The organism is Klebsiella sp. CSG-1, from assembly GCF_056521145.1.
Genome location: NZ_JBWNLD010000006.1, coordinates 199,382 through 214,650 on the forward strand (window position 1 = coordinate 199,382; position 15,269 = coordinate 214,650).

Annotated in this window: 13 protein-coding genes; 8 read left to right on the plus strand and 5 right to left on the minus strand. The window is 56.4% G+C overall.

The genetic code is table 11. The annotated features are described in order from the left end of the window. Positions 1-32 precede the first annotated feature (32 nt). A complete protein-coding gene (locus tag AC007G_RS16475; RefSeq protein ID WP_032689508.1) occupies positions 33-1,397 on the minus strand; it encodes a 2-hydroxycarboxylate transporter family protein in 1,365 nt (454 codons plus the stop codon). A 451-nt stretch (positions 1,398-1,848) separates the two neighbouring features. Here AC007G_RS16475 and AC007G_RS16480 point away from each other — a divergent pair, with 451 nt between their 5' ends. Together AC007G_RS16480 and AC007G_RS16485 are read left to right on the plus strand one after the other, a co-directional pair. Next, positions 1,849-3,474 carry an ATP-binding protein gene (locus AC007G_RS16480; protein WP_032697242.1) on the plus strand — a complete coding sequence of 542 codons (1,626 nt, stop codon included), beginning with the start codon at positions 1,849-1,851 and terminating at the stop codon, positions 3,472-3,474. After that, positions 3,464-4,162: a response regulator gene (locus tag AC007G_RS16485; RefSeq protein WP_032689511.1), complete on the plus strand. Its 699-nt coding sequence runs from the start codon at positions 3,464-3,466 to the stop codon at positions 4,160-4,162. Before AC007G_RS16480 ends, AC007G_RS16485 begins: the two co-directional genes overlap by 11 nt. 30 nt (positions 4,163-4,192) lie before the next feature. Here AC007G_RS16485 and djlA read toward each other — a convergent pair whose 3' ends face one another. Continuing rightward, on the minus strand, positions 4,193-5,020 hold the full coding sequence (gene djlA, locus AC007G_RS16490) for a co-chaperone DjlA (protein ID WP_032698180.1): 828 nt from the start codon (positions 5,018-5,020) through the stop codon (positions 4,193-4,195). 244 nt (positions 5,021-5,264) lie between these two features. Between djlA and lptD the strand changes: the two genes are divergently transcribed. The 6 genes from lptD to apaH all read left to right on the plus strand — a co-directional run bounded on the left by lptD (position 5,265) and on the right by apaH (position 12,111). Continuing rightward, positions 5,265-7,610 carry an LPS assembly protein LptD gene (gene lptD / locus AC007G_RS16495; RefSeq protein WP_015585172.1) on the plus strand — a complete coding sequence of 782 codons (2,346 nt, stop codon included), beginning with the start codon at positions 5,265-5,267 and terminating at the stop codon, positions 7,608-7,610. 54 nt (positions 7,611-7,664) lie between these two features. After that, positions 7,665-8,951 (plus strand): peptidylprolyl isomerase SurA, encoded by a 1,287-nt coding sequence (gene surA / locus AC007G_RS16500; protein ID WP_032689512.1) that lies wholly within the window; start codon positions 7,665-7,667, stop codon positions 8,949-8,951. A 119-nt stretch (positions 8,952-9,070) separates the two neighbouring features. Next, positions 9,071-10,060, plus strand: coding sequence for a 4-hydroxythreonine-4-phosphate dehydrogenase PdxA (gene pdxA, locus AC007G_RS16505; RefSeq protein WP_180888722.1), 990 nt, complete (start codon positions 9,071-9,073; stop codon positions 10,058-10,060). After that, a complete protein-coding gene (rsmA, locus tag AC007G_RS16510) occupies positions 10,057-10,878 on the plus strand; it encodes a 16S rRNA (adenine(1518)-N(6)/adenine(1519)-N(6))-dimethyltransferase RsmA (protein ID WP_004857784.1) in 822 nt (273 codons plus the stop codon). The genes pdxA and rsmA overlap by 4 nt, the downstream gene beginning before the upstream one ends. Before the next feature lie 2 nt (positions 10,879-10,880). Continuing rightward, the gene (apaG, locus tag AC007G_RS16515; protein ID WP_004857782.1) at positions 10,881-11,258 is read left to right on the plus strand and encodes a Co2+/Mg2+ efflux protein ApaG; all 378 of its coding nucleotides are present in this window, start codon (positions 10,881-10,883) and stop codon (positions 11,256-11,258) included. Between the two features lie 4 nt (positions 11,259-11,262). Next, positions 11,263-12,111 (plus strand): bis(5'-nucleosyl)-tetraphosphatase (symmetrical) ApaH, encoded by an 849-nt coding sequence (apaH, locus tag AC007G_RS16520; RefSeq protein ID WP_142630740.1) that lies wholly within the window; start codon positions 11,263-11,265, stop codon positions 12,109-12,111. A gap of 82 nt (positions 12,112-12,193) precedes the next feature. On the opposite strand, the gene folA is transcribed toward apaH, so the two are convergent. The 3 genes from folA to kefF all read right to left on the minus strand — a co-directional run bounded on the left by folA (position 12,194) and on the right by kefF (position 15,259). Next, on the minus strand, positions 12,194-12,673 hold the full coding sequence (gene folA / locus AC007G_RS16525) for a type 3 dihydrofolate reductase (RefSeq protein WP_004857778.1): 480 nt from the start codon (positions 12,671-12,673) through the stop codon (positions 12,194-12,196). Positions 12,674-12,870: 197 nt separating this feature from the next. Beyond that, positions 12,871-14,736, minus strand: a complete 1,866-nt coding sequence (gene kefC / locus AC007G_RS16530) for a glutathione-regulated potassium-efflux system protein KefC (protein ID WP_032689514.1) — start codon at positions 14,734-14,736, stop codon at positions 12,871-12,873. After that, positions 14,729-15,259: a glutathione-regulated potassium-efflux system oxidoreductase KefF gene (kefF, locus tag AC007G_RS16535; protein ID WP_032697241.1), complete on the minus strand. Its 531-nt coding sequence runs from the start codon at positions 15,257-15,259 to the stop codon at positions 14,729-14,731. The genes kefC and kefF overlap by 8 nt, the downstream gene beginning before the upstream one ends. Between the last annotated feature and the right edge of the window lie 10 nt (positions 15,260-15,269).

A 15,269-nucleotide genomic window follows, 5' to 3' on the forward strand; every position in this document is an offset into this window, starting at 1 on the left:
ATTGCAGATTTTCCTGTTAGCGCAGAGCTAAATCATGCAAGGAAATGACTGAGGAACAGCAGACCCAATGAAACATTAATCGCGCCGCCGATACGGGTGGCGATTTGGGCGAACGGCATCAGGCTCATGCGGTTGCCGGAGGTCAGAATTGCCACATCGCCGGTGCCTCCCTGACCACTCTGGCAGCAGGAGACAATCGCCACATCAATCGGGTGCATACCAATCTTTTTACCCACCAGGAACCCGGTCGCCACCAACGCGGAGACGGTACTGACGATCACCAGCAGATTCGTTATCGTAAAGGCGTTCACCAGCTCCTGCCACGGCGTAATGGCGACGCCCACGGCAAACAGAATCGGGTAGGTCACCGCGGTGCGGAAGAATTTGTAGACCATCTGCGACCCTTCCTGCAGGCGCGGCGAGACGCCGTTAACCAGCTTGAGCAGTACCGCCAGAAACAGCATACCCACCGGCGCCGGTAAACCGGTCATTTTCTGTCCCAGCATCCCCAGCATATACAGCAGCACCGCCAGAAGAGCGCCGGAGGCCAGCGTCGTCACGTCGGCCTTGCCGCCGGATGTCTCAACGTCGTCTGCACGATGCGTTTCATTGCTGCGGTTCGGCATCAGTTGGCCTTCACCGGTCAGGTGCGGGAAGCGCTTGCCCAGTTGGTTCAGGCAACCGGCAATCACTATTGCCGTCAGGCTGCCCAGCATCACCATCGGTAACACGCGGCCTAATGCCACGCCCTGATCCATATGCATCAGGGCGGCATAGCCGATTGACAATGGAATCGCCCCCTCTCCTACGCCACCGGCCATAATCGGCAGCACGATAAAGAAGAACACCTGAAACGGCTCCATCCCCAGAGCCGTACCGACGCCGATGCCCACCAGCATGCCAACGATTTCACCGCACAGCATCGGAAAGAAGATACGCAGAAAGCCCTGAATCAGGGTCGTACGGTTCATGCTCATAATGCTGCCGACGATAATGCAGCAGATATAGAGATAAAGAATATTGGTCGATTTGTAGAATTTGGTCGTGGATTCCACCACCACGTCCGGCAGCAGACCGTAATGTACCAGCGCGGAAGGGATAAAGGTGGCGCAGATCGCGGCCGCGCCCAGTTTACCGAGGATCGGCAGACGCTTGCCAAACTCACCGCAGGCAAAACCGAAAAAGGCCAGCGTCGCGACCATGACCACGATATCGCTCGGCAACTTTCCGCCCAGACAGTCGAGGGCGATCAATCCACCGGCCAGCAGGAACAAAGGCAGCGGGATAATCCCGACTTTCATATTATCCATCACGTGCCACCAGCGTTGTTTCAAGGTGGCTTTCGGGGTGTCGATGGGATCGAGGGTCGCAGAGAATGCATTGTCAGTGGTGCTCATAGGTTTGGCCCTTTCGTTATTATTCATTTTTGAGATTAGGGGGCCTGATGCAGACTTAATGTGAGGCGTGACGAATTAGAAATGAAGTTTTAATGGTCATTATGGTTTTTATGGTTTCTATTCCAGGGCGTGATATCTCTCTGATTTATTAGCGTGGTTTTTATGGTTTTTATCGCCAGGCCCGTGCGGAATTGGACAAAGAGCGGCTCGGCAACGCCTCGCCACCGCTGACCACAGCGGGCTCCGGCGGATTGAGTGATCGCCGGCTTGCTCGTCCGCCGGGCGATCTGGCGGAATGGGCGGCCTGCCGTGGCGTCTTGATAAATCATCGTCAGTAGATGATTCTGGTTTCTCATCGCCTGCGGTAACGCTCACCACGTTCCCGCCTAACCCATGTCGGCACCAGGACTATGTGACAGTTCCGGCGCCGTAGAGACGTTGCACACGACTTATGAAGGTTTCCTTTCAATTTAAGCTGTTTATTTCGCTGGTCGCCTTTTTCTCCGTATTATTCGCGCTGCTGGGCGTCTATTACTACATCGATGCCAGCCATCAGCTGTATCAGGAAATGAGTACCCGCGCCAAAATACAGGCTGAAGAGATCGCGCTGATGCCGGATTTACGCCAGCAGGTTATCGAGGAAGACCCGCAGTCGCTAACGTCATTTATGCAAAAAATCGCCGCCCGCAGCGACGCGAGCTTTATTGTCATTGGCAATGCGCAGGGCGTACATCTGTTTCATTCCGTCCACCCGGAGTGGGTCGGTACCCGGCTGGTGGGCGGTGATAACCAGGCGGTGCTGGAAGGGAAAAGTATCACCACTATCCGTAAAGGAGGGCTCGGGGTGTCGCTGCGCAGCAAGGCGCCGATCTTCGACCCCTCCGGCCGGGTTGTGGGCATCGTCTCCGTGGGCTACCTGACCAGTTATCTCGATAGCATCACGCTGACAAAGGTCATTAATATCTTCATCGCCGCCGTGCTGCTGCTGATCGCGCTGTTTATTTTTTCCTGGTATTTTACCCGCAGCATTAAAAAACAGATTTTTTCGCTGGAACCGCGAGAAATCGGCCTGCTGGTGCGTCAACAAAAGGCGATGATGGAATCAATCTATGAGGGGGTTATCGTTATCGATCGCCACCGGCGTATCGAGGTGATCAACCACGCCGCGCGCAGCCTGCTGGGACTGAGCCAGCCCGCGCGTCTGCTGCGCGGTCAATCGATCGATAGCGTCATCGCCCCGCAGCCCTTTTTCGCCAGCGGTGAAATGCTGGAAAACGACACTCACGATGAGCTGTGTCGCTTCAACCAGCTGACCGTACTCGCCAGCCGGGTGCGTATCATGCTGGAGGAGTCGCTGCAGGGCTGGGTGATTACTTTCCGCGATCGTGATGAAATCAACTCCCTCAGCGCCCAGCTAAGCCAGGTTAAACGCTATGTTGATAACCTGCGCATCATGCGCCATGAACAGCTGAACCGAATGACCACCCTCTCCGGCCTGCTGCATATGGGTCACTATGACGAAGCGATTCGCTATATTCAGGCGCAGTCAGAACACGCGCAGGAGCTGCTGGACTTTATCTCTTCCCGTTTCAGCTCGCCAACGCTCTGCGGCCTGCTGCTGGGTAAGGCGGCCCGCGCCCGTGAAAAAGGGGTGGCGCTCAGCTTTGACCCCGCCTGTCAGCTCGACCGGCCGCTGCCTTCATTAATTGAATCGGAGCTGATTTCGATTATCGGCAACCTGCTGGATAACGCGATTGAAGCCACCCAGCGCGCCGAGCTGCCGCACGAACCGGTGGAAGTACTGATTCAACTGAATGCCCGCGAGCTGATGATTGAAGTTGCCGACCGCGGCATCGGCATTGACCCGGCTATCCGCGATCATATCTTTGAACGCGGCATTACCACCAAAACCCGTGGCGATCACGGTATCGGCCTGTATCTTATTGAACATTATGTGACACAGGCTGGCGGCACCATTGAAGTCGCCGATAACTCACCGCGCGGCGCGATCTTTACCCTGTTTATCCCCGCCGACGGCCCTGTTCATTCCCGACACGAGGCGAACTATGCATCATGATCTGGTCGATGTGTTGATCATCGAAGATGAAAGCGAACTGGCGAGGCTGCATGCCGAGCTGATTCAGAAGCATCCGCGTATGCGGCTGACAGGCATGGCCGCCTCCCTCTCCCAGGCGCGGCAGATGCTCAATAGCCAACCGCCGCAGCTGATACTGCTCGATAACTATTTACCTGACGGTAAAGGGGTCACATTGATGACCGACCCGATTCTGGCAGAGGCCAACTGTTCGGTGATTTTTATTACCGCCGCCAGCGATATGGAAACCTGTAGCCAGGCGATTCGCAACGGCGCCTTCGACTACATTCTTAAACCCGTCTCCTGGAAGCGCCTGAGCCAGTCGCTGGAGCGTTTTGTGCAGTTTTACGATCAGCAGCGAGAATGGAAAATCGTCGATCAACAAAACGTTGATTCGCTGTACCAGCTGCAGGCGAAGAACTATCGCGCCGATAGCGGCAGTAAAGGGATCGAGGAGAAGACGCTGGCGCTGGTGCAGAATCTGTTCAACGGCCGGGAAGAGCACAGTTTTTCCGTGGATGAGGTGGTAAACGATGCCGGGTTAAGTAAAACCACCGCCCGCCGTTACCTGGAACACTGTGTGGAAATCGGTTATCTCGAAGTCGAGATGTTGTACGGAAAGATTGGTCACCCGCGACGGATGTACCGACGCGCTCAGCGCGCATCATGAGGCCTCTCCCGCCAGGGAGAGGCCTGCGGCTCAGAACCCGCGCTGCTCTTTGATCAGCTCCCAGGCCTTCTGAATATCCTGTGCTTTCTGCTTCGCCATCTCCATCATTTCCGGCGGCAACCCTTTTGCCACCAACTTATCCGGATGGTGCTCACTCATCAGCTTGCGATAGGCGCGCTTCACCGTCGCGGCATCATCGGTAGGCTTCACCCCCAGCACGTTGCATGCATCTTCCAGCGTGGGTCCGCGCTGCGCCTGCTGCCAGCCGGCATTTCCACCGCCCTGGCCGTAAGAGCCTTGCTGAGAACCGCCGCCAAACTGAGCACCGCCCTGCATCATTCGCAGGAACTGCTCGAACTGCGCGCGGGAAATCCCCAGCTCATCGGCAATCACAAACAGAACTTCACGTTCATTAGGATGTAATTCGCCATCGGCGAAGGCCGTCTGCAGCTGAATTTCCAGAAACATCCGAATCAAATCGAAGCGCCCGAAACAGACGCTGCGCAGCTGGCGCATTTTTTCACGCAGCGGATAATCATCGGATTTCCCCACGCGAAAGGCCTGCTGTGCCGCCGTACGCGACTCGCCATGCAAATTCATGCGATCCATCAGGATGCTGGCGACATGAATATCGGCTTCGGTGACGCGACCTTTGGATTTGGTTAAATGGCCCATCACCTCAAAGGTGGTGGAGAAAAACAGCGCCTGCCGCTCCTGCTGATTGGCAAACACATTGATACGGCGGCTTCGCGCCCGGTCAAATATATGGCCGACCAGCAGGCCCAGCACCAGTCCCCAAAAGCCTGCGCCCATCATCAGCGCGACCGCAACCCCAATTATTTTTCCCAAATACTGCATAGACTCCCCAATCTTTACGCCGCCAGTTAAGCTATATATGACCGCACGTTACAAAGCGCTGACGCTTAGGTCAATTGTGGGACATAGCCTATATTTTGCTTTATCATACTCGTCATTCTACACGGTGCCTAACGCTCGGGATTCAAACCGGCAGGATTAACACTAGCGCGATGAAGATGAGTACGTTAGGCTCTGACCGTTTGCAAGCCGCTGCCACAAGATGACGGAACAACAAATACAACGTATGAAAAAACGTATTCCCAGCCTCCTGGCCACCATGATCGCCAGCGCCTTGTATAGCCAACAAGGCCTCGCCGCCGATCTCGCCACGCAATGTATGCTTGGCGTACCAAGCTATAATCGTCCCCTCGTTGAAGGTCAAACTAACGAGCTGCCGGTGACGATCAACGCCGATCATGCGAAGGGCAATTATCCTGATAATGCCGTATTTACCGGTAATGTTGATATTAACCAGGGTAATAGCCGTCTCCAGGCGGATGAAGTCCAGCTTCATCAGCAGCAGGCTGCTGGCCAGCCGCAACCCGTTCGCACGGTTGACGCGCTCGGCAACGTTCACTATGACGATAATCAGGTTATCCTGAAAGGCCCGAAAGGCTGGTCAAACCTGAACACCAAAGATACGAATATCTGGCAGGGCGATTACCAGATGGTTGGTCGCCAGGGCCGCGGTACCGCCGACCTGATGAAACAGCGCGGCGAAAATCGCTATACCATTCTGGAAAACGGCAGCTTTACCTCCTGTCTGCCGGGTTCTGACACCTGGAGCGTGGTTGGTAGCGAAGTGATCCACGACCGCGAAGAGCAGGTCGCAGAAATCTGGAACGCCCGTTTCAAACTCGGTTCGGTCCCTGTTTTTTATAGCCCCTACCTGCAGCTGCCGGTGGGCGACAAACGTCGTTCAGGCTTCCTGATTCCTAACGCCAAATACAGCACCAAAAATGGCGTAGAGTTTTCACTGCCGTACTACTGGAATATCGCGCCAAACTTCGACGCCACCCTGACGCCGCACTACATGAGCAAGCGTGGCGGCGTGATGTGGGAAAACGAATTCCGCTATCTGACCAAAGCGGGCGCGGGTCTGTTCGAATTTGACTACCTGCCGTCCGATAAAGTCTACCAGGACGATCACTCCAGCGACAGCAACAGCCGCCGCTGGTTGTTCTACTGGAATCATTCGGGTGTCATTGACCAGGTATGGCGCCTTAACGCCGACTACACCAAAGTCAGCGATCCGGACTACTTTAACGATTTCAGCTCGAAATACGGCTCCAGTACCGACGGCTACGCCACGCAGAAATTCAGCGCGGGCTACGTCAACCAGAACTTCGACGCCACCGTGTCAACGAAACAGTTCCAGGTCTTCAACCGTGAGTCGAGCAACTCCTACGCCGCTCAACCGCAGCTGGACGTGAACTATTACCAGAACGATGTCGGTCCGTTCGATACCCATCTCTATGGTCAGGCGGTGCACTTCGTCAACACCAACGGCAACATGCCGGAAGCCACGCGCGTTCACTTCGAGCCGACCATCAACCTGCCGCTGTCTAACGGCTGGGGCAGTATTAATACCGAAGCCAAACTGCTGGCGACCCACTACCAGCAAAGCAACCTCGACAATTACAATTCCACCAATAATGCGGACTTAAAAGAGTCTGTTAACCGCGTCATGCCGCAGTTTAAAGTCGACGGTAAAATGGTCTTCGAGCGCGATCTGCAGGAGGGGTTCACCCAAACCCTGGAGCCGCGCATGCAGTATCTGTATATCCCGTATCGCGATCAGAGCCAAATCGGTTCCTATGACTCCACGCTGCTGCAGTCAGACTACAGCGGCCTGTTCCGCGACCGTACCTACAGCGGCCTGGACCGTATTGCTTCCGCGAACCAGCTCACTACCGGCGTGACCTCGCGCGTATATGATTCCGCCGCCGTTGAACGTTTTAATATTTCCGTTGGTCAAATCTATTATTTCACCGAGTCCCGGACCGGTGATGACAACATCAACTGGGAGAACAACGACACAACGGGTTCACTGGTATGGGCCGGCGATACTTACTGGCGCATCGCTGATAACTGGGGTTTACGCGGGGGAATTCAGTACGATACGCGTCTGGATAACGTCGCTACCGGTAACGGCACCGTGGAATACCGTCGCGATGAAAACCGTTTAATACAGCTTAACTATCGTTATGCCAGCCCGGAATACATTCAGGCCACGCTGCCGTCGTACTCCACCGCTGAGCAGTACAAAAATGGTATTTCTCAGGTGGGCATGACCGCCAGCTGGCCGGTTGTCGATCGCTGGTCGGTGGTCGGTGCATACTACTTTGACACCAATACCAGAAAGAGCGCCGACCAGATGTTAGGGGTCCAGTATAACTCCTGCTGCTACGCGATTCGTCTCGGCTATGAACGCAAGATCAACGGCTGGGATAGTAACGGCAACGGCGAGAGCAAATACGATAATACCTTTGGCATCAACATTGAGCTACGTGGCCTGAGCTCCAACTACGGTCTCGGCACTCAGCAGATGCTGCGTTCGAACATTTTACCGTACCAGAACTCCCTGTGATGTGGCTGGTTTAAAACGTAATCCGCATTTGCGGTTAATTGAAATGGAAAAAGTATGAAGAACTGGAAAACGCTGCTTCTCGGTATCGCCATGATCGCGAATACCAGTTTCGCTGCCCCACAGGTTGTCGATAAAGTAGCGGCTGTCGTCAATAATGGCGTCGTTCTTGAAAGCGACGTCGATGGCTTATTGCAATCGGTTAAGCTCAATGCTGGCCAGGCCGGTCAACAGCTGCCGGATGACGCGACCTTACGTCATCAGATCCTCGAAAGACTGATCATGGACCAGATCGTTCTGCAGATGGGCCAGAAGATGGGCATGAAAATCACTGACGATCAGGTCGATCAGGCGATTGCCAACATCGCGAAACAGAACAACATGACCATGGACCAGATGCGCAGCCGTCTGGCCTATGACGGTCTCAACTACAACACCTACCGTAACCAGATTCGTAAAGAGATGCTGATTGCGGAAGTGCGCAACAACGAAGTCCGTCGTCGCATTACCGTGCTGCCGCAGGAAGTCGAATCGCTGGCGAAACAGATTGGCGATCAGAACGATGCCAGCACCGAGCTGAATCTTAGCCACATCCTGATTCCGCTGACAGAAAACCCGACCTCCGACGACGTAGCGAAAGCGCAGGAACAGGCTAACGCGATCGTTGAGCAGGCGCGCAGCGGCGCTGACTTCGGCAAACTGGCTATCACCTACTCTGCCGACCAGCAGGCGCTGAAAGGCGGCCAGATGGGCTGGGGTCGTATTCAGGAACTGCCGGGGATCTTCGCCCAGGCGCTGAGCACCGCGAAGAAAGGTGATATTGTCGGCCCGATTCGCTCTGGCGTCGGCTTCCATATCCTGAAAGTGAACGATATGCGCGGCGGCAGCAAGAACATCTCCGTCACCGAAGTTCACGCGCGTCACATTTTGTTGAAGCCATCGCCGATCATGAATGACGATCAGGCGCGGGCTAAGCTGGAGCAGATCGCCGCGGATATTAAGAGCGGAAAAACCACCTTCGCTAAAGCAGCAAAAGAGTTCTCTGAAGATCCGGGTTCCGCAAACCAGGGCGGTGATTTAGGCTGGGCAACGCCTGATATCTTCGATCCGGCGTTCCGCGATGCGCTGATGCGTCTGAACAAAGGCCAGACCAGCGCGCCGGTTCACTCCTCCTTCGGCTGGCACCTGATTCAACTGATGGACAGCCGTCAGGTAGACAGAACCGACGCCGCGCAGAAAGACCGCGCGTACCGGATGCTGATGAACCGTAAGTTCTCTGAAGAAGCGGCAACCTGGATGCAGGAACAACGCGCCAGCGCTTACGTCAAAATTCTGAGCAACTAATATCACGGCCTCATACACAACGGCACTCAGGGTGTATTGAGGCGGCAAGCCGTCGAGCCCGGATAACTCACGATGTGAGCGGACCCGACGGCGTTGCCAACAGAAAGACGTCCTGAAGGATGAAGTGTATGAATCGAGTTGTTATCACTCCCGGCGAACCCGCCGGTATCGGCCCCGACCTTGTTGTACAGCTTGCGCAGCGCGACTGGCCGGTAGAGCTGGTGATTTGCGCCGACGGCGCCCTGTTATCCGACCGAGCTCAACAGCTCGGTCTTCCTTTATCTCTCCTGCCCTACGATCCTTCTCTTCCCGCAGCGGCACAACGCGCTGGCACTCTGACGCTCCTCCCGGTCGCGCTGAACGCCCCCGTCGAACCCGGCGTGCTGAACGTGCGCAACGGAAGCTATGTGGTTGAGACGTTGGCTCGCGCCTGCGACGGCTGCCTGAGCGGCGAATTTGCGGCGTTGATTACCGGGCCGGTCCATAAGGGCAATATCAACGACGCGGGGATCGCTTTTACCGGCCATACCGAGTTCTTTGAAGAGCGCGCCCACGCCAGCAAAGTGGTCATGATGCTGGCGACGGAAGAACTGCGCGTCGCCCTGGCAACCACTCATCTGCCGCTGAAAGCGATCAGCGACGCGATCACCCCGGATTTGCTCCGTGAAGTGATAACGATTCTGGACCACGATCTGCGCCATAAATTCGGTATCACCCGGCCGCACGTGCTGGTCTGCGGTCTGAACCCCCACGCCGGCGAAGGTGGACATATGGGGACGGAAGAGATCGATACGATTATTCCCGTGCTGGAAGAGATGCGCGCCCGGGGGATGAATCTGAGCGGCCCGCTGCCGGCAGATACCCTTTTCCAGCCCAAATATCTCGACAATGCCGATGCGGTACTCGCGATGTACCACGATCAGGGCCTTCCCGTGCTAAAATACCAGGGCTTTGGCCGTGGCGTGAACATTACGCTCGGTTTACCTTTTATTCGCACCTCTGTTGACCACGGTACCGCGCTTGAACTGGCGGGCCAGGGAAAAGCGGATGTCGGCAGTTTTATCACGGCGCTTAATCTCGCCATCAAAATGATTGTTAATACGCAATGAATAATCGAGTCCATCAGGGCCACTTAGCCCGTAAACGCTTCGGGCAAAACTTCCTCAACGATCAGTTCGTGATCGACAGCATTGTCTCGGCCATTAACCCCCAGAAAGGGCAGGCAATTGTCGAGATCGGTCCGGGCCTGGCGGCGCTGACCGAGCCGGTCGGTGAACGCCTGGACGCACTTACTGTTATCGAGCTGGATCGCGATCTGGCCGCTCGTCTGCAGACGCATCCGTTCCTCGGGCCGAAGCTGACCATTTATCAGCAAGATGCCATGACCATGAACTTCGGCGAGCTGTCGCAGACTATGGGTCAGCCGCTGCGCGTGTTCGGCAACCTGCCGTACAACATCTCGACGCCGCTGATGTTCCATCTGTTCAGCTATACTGATGCCATCGCCGACATGCACTTTATGCTGCAAAAAGAGGTCGTCAATCGCCTGGTTGCCGGACCGAACAGCAAGGCGTATGGTCGACTGAGCGTTATGGCGCAGTATTACTGCCAGATTATCCCGGTACTCGAAGTGCCGCCGGGCGCCTTTACGCCGCCGCCTAAAGTGGATTCCGCCGTTGTGCGTCTGGTGCCTTACCGCACGCTGCCGCACCCGGTGAAAGAGGTTCGCGTGCTGAGCCGAATCACTACCGAGGCCTTCAACCAGCGTCGTAAAACGATTCGTAACAGCCTCGGCAACCTGTTCAGTGTTGAGGTACTGACCGAGCTGGGCATCGACCCGGCAAAACGTGCAGAGAATATTTCCGTGGCGCAATACTGTCAGCTGGCTAACTGGCTATCTGACAACTCGCCCACCAAGGAGAGCTAACCATGATTAATTCGCCTCGAGTTTGCGTGCAGGTGCAAAGCGTCTATATCGAATCGCAGTCTTCCCCGGAAGAAGAGCGCTACGTTTTCGCTTATACCGTCACGATTCGCAATCTGGGGCGGACTCAGGTTCAGCTTCTTGGCCGCTACTGGCTTATCACCAACGGCCACGGTCGTGAGACTGAAGTGCAGGGTGAAGGGGTTGTCGGCGAACAGCCACATATTCCCGCAGGCGGTGAATTCCAGTATACCAGCGGAGCCGTCATTGAAACGCCGCTGGGCACCATGCAGGGACATTATGAAATGATCGATGTGAACGGCGCGCCGTTCTCGATCGATATCCCTGTTTTCCGTCTCGCAGTACCAACGCTCATTCACTAAAACAATGTCTACATACCTTATTGGCGACGTTCACGGTTGCTACGATGAACTGCTCGCATTATTAAAGCAGGTGGAGTTTACCCCAGGGAACGATACGCTGTGGCTCACGGGCGATTTAGTCGCACGCGGCCCGGGTTCGCTGGAGGTTTTGCGCTACGTTAAATCTCTTGGCGATAATGTGCGTCTTGTCCTCGGCAATCACGATCTGCACCTGCTGGCCGTCTTCGCCGGCATCAGCCGCAACAAACCCAAAGATCGCCTGAAATCGCTGCTCGAAGCCCCGGATGCCGACGAGCTGCTCAACTGGCTGCGCCGTCAGCCGCTGATGCAGGTTGATGAAGAGAAAAAGCTGGTGATGGCCCATGCGGGTATCACGCCACAATGGGATCTGGAAACGGCAAAACAGTGCGCGCGCGATGTTGAAGCCGTGCTTGCCAGCGACTCCTATCCGTTCTTCCTCGACGCGATGTATGGCGATATGCCGAATAACTGGAGCCCTGAGCTGAGCGGTCTCGCCCGCCTGCGCTTTATCTCCAATGCCTTTACCCGTATGCGCTACTGTTTCCCGAACGGGCAGCTGGATATGTATGCCAAAGAAGCGCCGGAAAACGCCCCTGCGCCGTTAAAACCGTGGTTTGCCATTCCCGGCCCGGTGAGCAACGAGTACAGCATTGTGTTTGGTCATTGGGCTTCGCTGGAAGGCCGCGGTACGCCGGAGGGGATATACGCCCTCGATACCGGCTGCTGCTGGGGCGGGGATCTCACCTGCCTGCGCTGGGAAGACAAGCAGTACTTTACTCAGCCCTCAAACCGGCAGAAAGAGCCGGACGAAGGCGAGGCGGTCGCCTCCTGAAAAAAATCCCGGATAACGGTAAGCGCTATCCGGGATATCATCATGTTGCCCCGGCCAACGCTACGCGCTGCCCGGAATGCCATCAGCGACGTTCGAGAATCTCGAAGCAGTAGCTATGCGAGTTCTGCGCATCGGCATCGTGAAATTCGCTGAATACCGACTCCCACTGGTCCGGATCGTAGTCCGGGAAATGGGTATCCCCTTCCACTTCGGCATCAATGTGCGTCAGATAAAGCTTCCGGGCCTTCGGCAGGAACTGCTCATAGACACGACCGCCGCCGATCACCATTATCTCTTCAACGTCGCCGCAGGCGGCGATCGCTTCATCAACCGACTTCACCCACTGCACGCGATCGTCGGTGCCCGGCTGGCTGCTGATAACGATATTCTTACGCCCCGGCAGCGGGCGACCAATAGACTCCCAGGTCAGACGCCCCATCACCACCGGCTTGTTTAAGGTATTACGTTTAAACCAGGCGAGATCGGCAGGCAGGTCCCATGGCATGGCGTTTTCCATACCAATGACGCGATCTACCGCTAACGCCGCAATCAGACTGATCATTGAAAATTTCCCGAATGCAAAAAATTGCCGCCACTATACGTAAAGCGTAATACTTCGTCGACTGCGCGGAGAGTAAAGAATAAGAAAATTTTCGGATTTGCAGGCGGGCCCACGTAAGCTACGTGAGCCGCCTGCTGAGGATCTAAATTGAAAACAAAATGTTAACTGTAAACAAAACGTAACGGCAGCCTCACGACTCAGGCAGAAGGTTTACTCTCCGGTTCATCGGCAATATCTCCGGTGTGTCTCCCCTCTTCCGTTCCCTGCCAGCCATGCCGCTGAACCAACGACAGATGATTGCGATCCTCGTTAATAATGGTGGTCAGCATGTCGCTGGTGCGTTTAAAGACCGCCAGGCGGGAAGCCGCGTCGTTTTCCGCCATCGCCACCATCTCCTCCACCATTTTCTGGTTGAAGCGACGAAACAGGTCGGCGCGCTCGCGCGCTTCATAAGCGCCGAGGCCCAGAGCCTCCAGCGCCGTTCGCCCGGATTTCAGCGCCGCCTCGAAGGTTTCACGCTCCGGGGCCTCCACGCCGGCCTGACGCAGCTGGATATAGTGATCCACATCGCGGGCGCGGGAGATAATCTGCAGATGCGGGAAATGCTCTTTTGCCAGCTCAACCAGCTGCAGACTGACCTGCGGATCGTCAATCGCATTGATCAGCACCTCGGCTTTTGCCGCCCCCGCAGACTCCAGCATATCCACGCGCGTGGCATCGCCGTAAAACACTTTCATATCAAATTTACGCAGCGTATCCACGTGGTCAGGATCGTGATCGAGGATCACCATCTTCACCCCGCCGGAGAGCAGCACACGACCGGCGATCTGCCCGTAACGGCCGAAGCCGGCGATAATCACCCGCGGCTGCTCTTCATCAATCTCATCCGCTTCGCGTTCCTGGCCGCCGGATGATTTCTCCAGGCGGGTCAACAGCACCAGCAGGATCGGCGTTGCCGCCATTGACAGCGCCACCGCCAGCGTCAACGCTTTCGCCCAGTCGCTATCCAGTACGTCGGCCATCTGCGCCGCGCCGAAGACCACAAAGGCAAACTCACTCCCCTGCCCCAGCAGAACCGCAAACCAGCGGCGCTGGGCGCGCGGCACCCCGAGCGGCTTCGCAATCAGCCACAGCATCGCGCCTTTAATGATCAGGAAGCCGACCAGTAAAACCAGAATGCGCAGCGGATGGCTCATCAGGGTACCGAAATCAATCGACATCCCGACGCCAATGAAGAACAGCCCCAGCAGCAGCCCCTTAAACGGCTCGATGTCGCTTTCCAGCGCGTGGCGATATTCCGAGCTCGCCAGCAACACGCCGGCGAGGAAGGCCCCCATCGCCATCGACAGTCCAACCTCCTCCAGCAACAGGCCAAAGCCGAAGACCAGGAACAGGGCTACGGCGCTGAACACTTCGCGCAAACCGGAACGGGCCACGAAGCGCAGTACCGGACGGGTCACATAGCGGCCGAGCGCCACCACCAGGACCAGCGCGCCAGCCACCTTAAGCGCGGACAGGGCAAATGCCGCCAGCGTCGTGGAGCCACCGCTGGCGGCCAGCAGCGGGATCATCGCCACCAGCGGGATCGCCGCGATATCCTGAAATAGCAGGACGGCAAATGCGCTCCGCCCCAGCTGTGAGACCGTCAGATTACGTTCATTCATCGCCTGCATGGCGATCGCCGTCGACGACAGCGCCAGCGTCATGCCGATTAGCTCCGCCACCTGCCAGCGCATCCCCAGCAACATGCAGAACAGGCCAATCAGCGCGCCGCACACCACCATCTGCAAGGCGCCGCCGCCAAACACCGACGCGCGCAGCTTCCACAGGCGCTGCGGGTCGAGTTCCAGACCAATCACAAACAGCATCAGGACCACGCCGATTTCGGCAAAGTGCAAAATCGCCTCGGCGTCGGTCACCAGCCTCAGCCCCCACGGCCCGATAATACAGCCGGCAATCAGATAGCCGAGCACCGACCCCAAACCAAGGCGCACGGCGATCGGCACAATCAGCGCGGCGGATCCCAGATAAATCAGCGCCTGTATCAGCGTATGGCTATCCATGATGCGTCTCCTGCCATTCGATCAGGCGTTGTCGGTAGCGGCGCGCCTGCGCCTGAAGGGTTTCATCGTCGCAGATAAACGTGCAGTGCATGGCGAAAGGTGGCAGCCACTTCATTCCACAGTACAGACCGGTCGCCTGGAGCGGTTGGGAAAGCACATCAAACCCGGGAAATGCGCCGATATCAAAGTGGCTCTCGCCGCCGCCGGTGGTCACCGCCCACAACAGCGATTTACCGCGCAGGGCGATGCCGTTATGCCCGTAGGCCCAGCCGTGCGACAGCACTTTATCCATCCACAGTTTCATTAGCGGCGGCACACTGTACCACTGCATCGGATGCTGCCAGATAATCAGCTCGGCTCGCGCCAGCGCCGCCTGTTCGGCGGCGACGTCGATATTAAAATCGGGGTAAAGTTGATAGAGGGAGCGTATTTCTACGCCATCCAGCGTCCTTGCCTGCTCAAGCATCCGCTTATTCGCATGCGAGTGATGCGGATAGGGATGGGCATAAATTATCAGAATCATTGATTAGCCT

Excerpts from the sequence above, each read along its gene's own strand:
- kefF (WP_032697241.1), bottom strand. The coding sequence starts at position 15,259 with ATGATTCTGATAATTTATGCCCATCCCTATCCGCATCACTCGCATGCG.
- surA (WP_032689512.1), top strand. The coding sequence starts at position 7,665 with ATGAAGAACTGGAAAACGCTGCTTCTCGGTATCGCCATGATCGCGAAT.
- lptD (WP_015585172.1), top strand. The coding sequence starts at position 5,265 with ATGAAAAAACGTATTCCCAGCCTCCTGGCCACCATGATCGCCAGCGCC.
- AC007G_RS16480 (WP_032697242.1), top strand. The coding sequence starts at position 1,849 with ATGAAGGTTTCCTTTCAATTTAAGCTGTTTATTTCGCTGGTCGCCTTT.
- pdxA (WP_180888722.1), top strand. The coding sequence starts at position 9,071 with ATGAAGTGTATGAATCGAGTTGTTATCACTCCCGGCGAACCCGCCGGT.
- AC007G_RS16475 (WP_032689508.1), bottom strand. The coding sequence starts at position 1,397 with ATGAGCACCACTGACAATGCATTCTCTGCGACCCTCGATCCCATCGAC.
- apaG (WP_004857782.1), top strand. The coding sequence starts at position 10,881 with ATGATTAATTCGCCTCGAGTTTGCGTGCAGGTGCAAAGCGTCTATATC.
- folA (WP_004857778.1), bottom strand. The coding sequence starts at position 12,673 with ATGATCAGTCTGATTGCGGCGTTAGCGGTAGATCGCGTCATTGGTATG.
- AC007G_RS16485 (WP_032689511.1), top strand. The coding sequence starts at position 3,464 with ATGCATCATGATCTGGTCGATGTGTTGATCATCGAAGATGAAAGCGAA.
- apaH (WP_142630740.1), top strand. The coding sequence starts at position 11,263 with ATGTCTACATACCTTATTGGCGACGTTCACGGTTGCTACGATGAACTG.
- djlA (WP_032698180.1), bottom strand. The coding sequence starts at position 5,020 with ATGCAGTATTTGGGAAAAATAATTGGGGTTGCGGTCGCGCTGATGATG.
- rsmA (WP_004857784.1), top strand. The coding sequence starts at position 10,057 with ATGAATAATCGAGTCCATCAGGGCCACTTAGCCCGTAAACGCTTCGGG.
- kefC (WP_032689514.1), bottom strand. The coding sequence starts at position 14,736 with ATGGATAGCCATACGCTGATACAGGCGCTGATTTATCTGGGATCCGCC.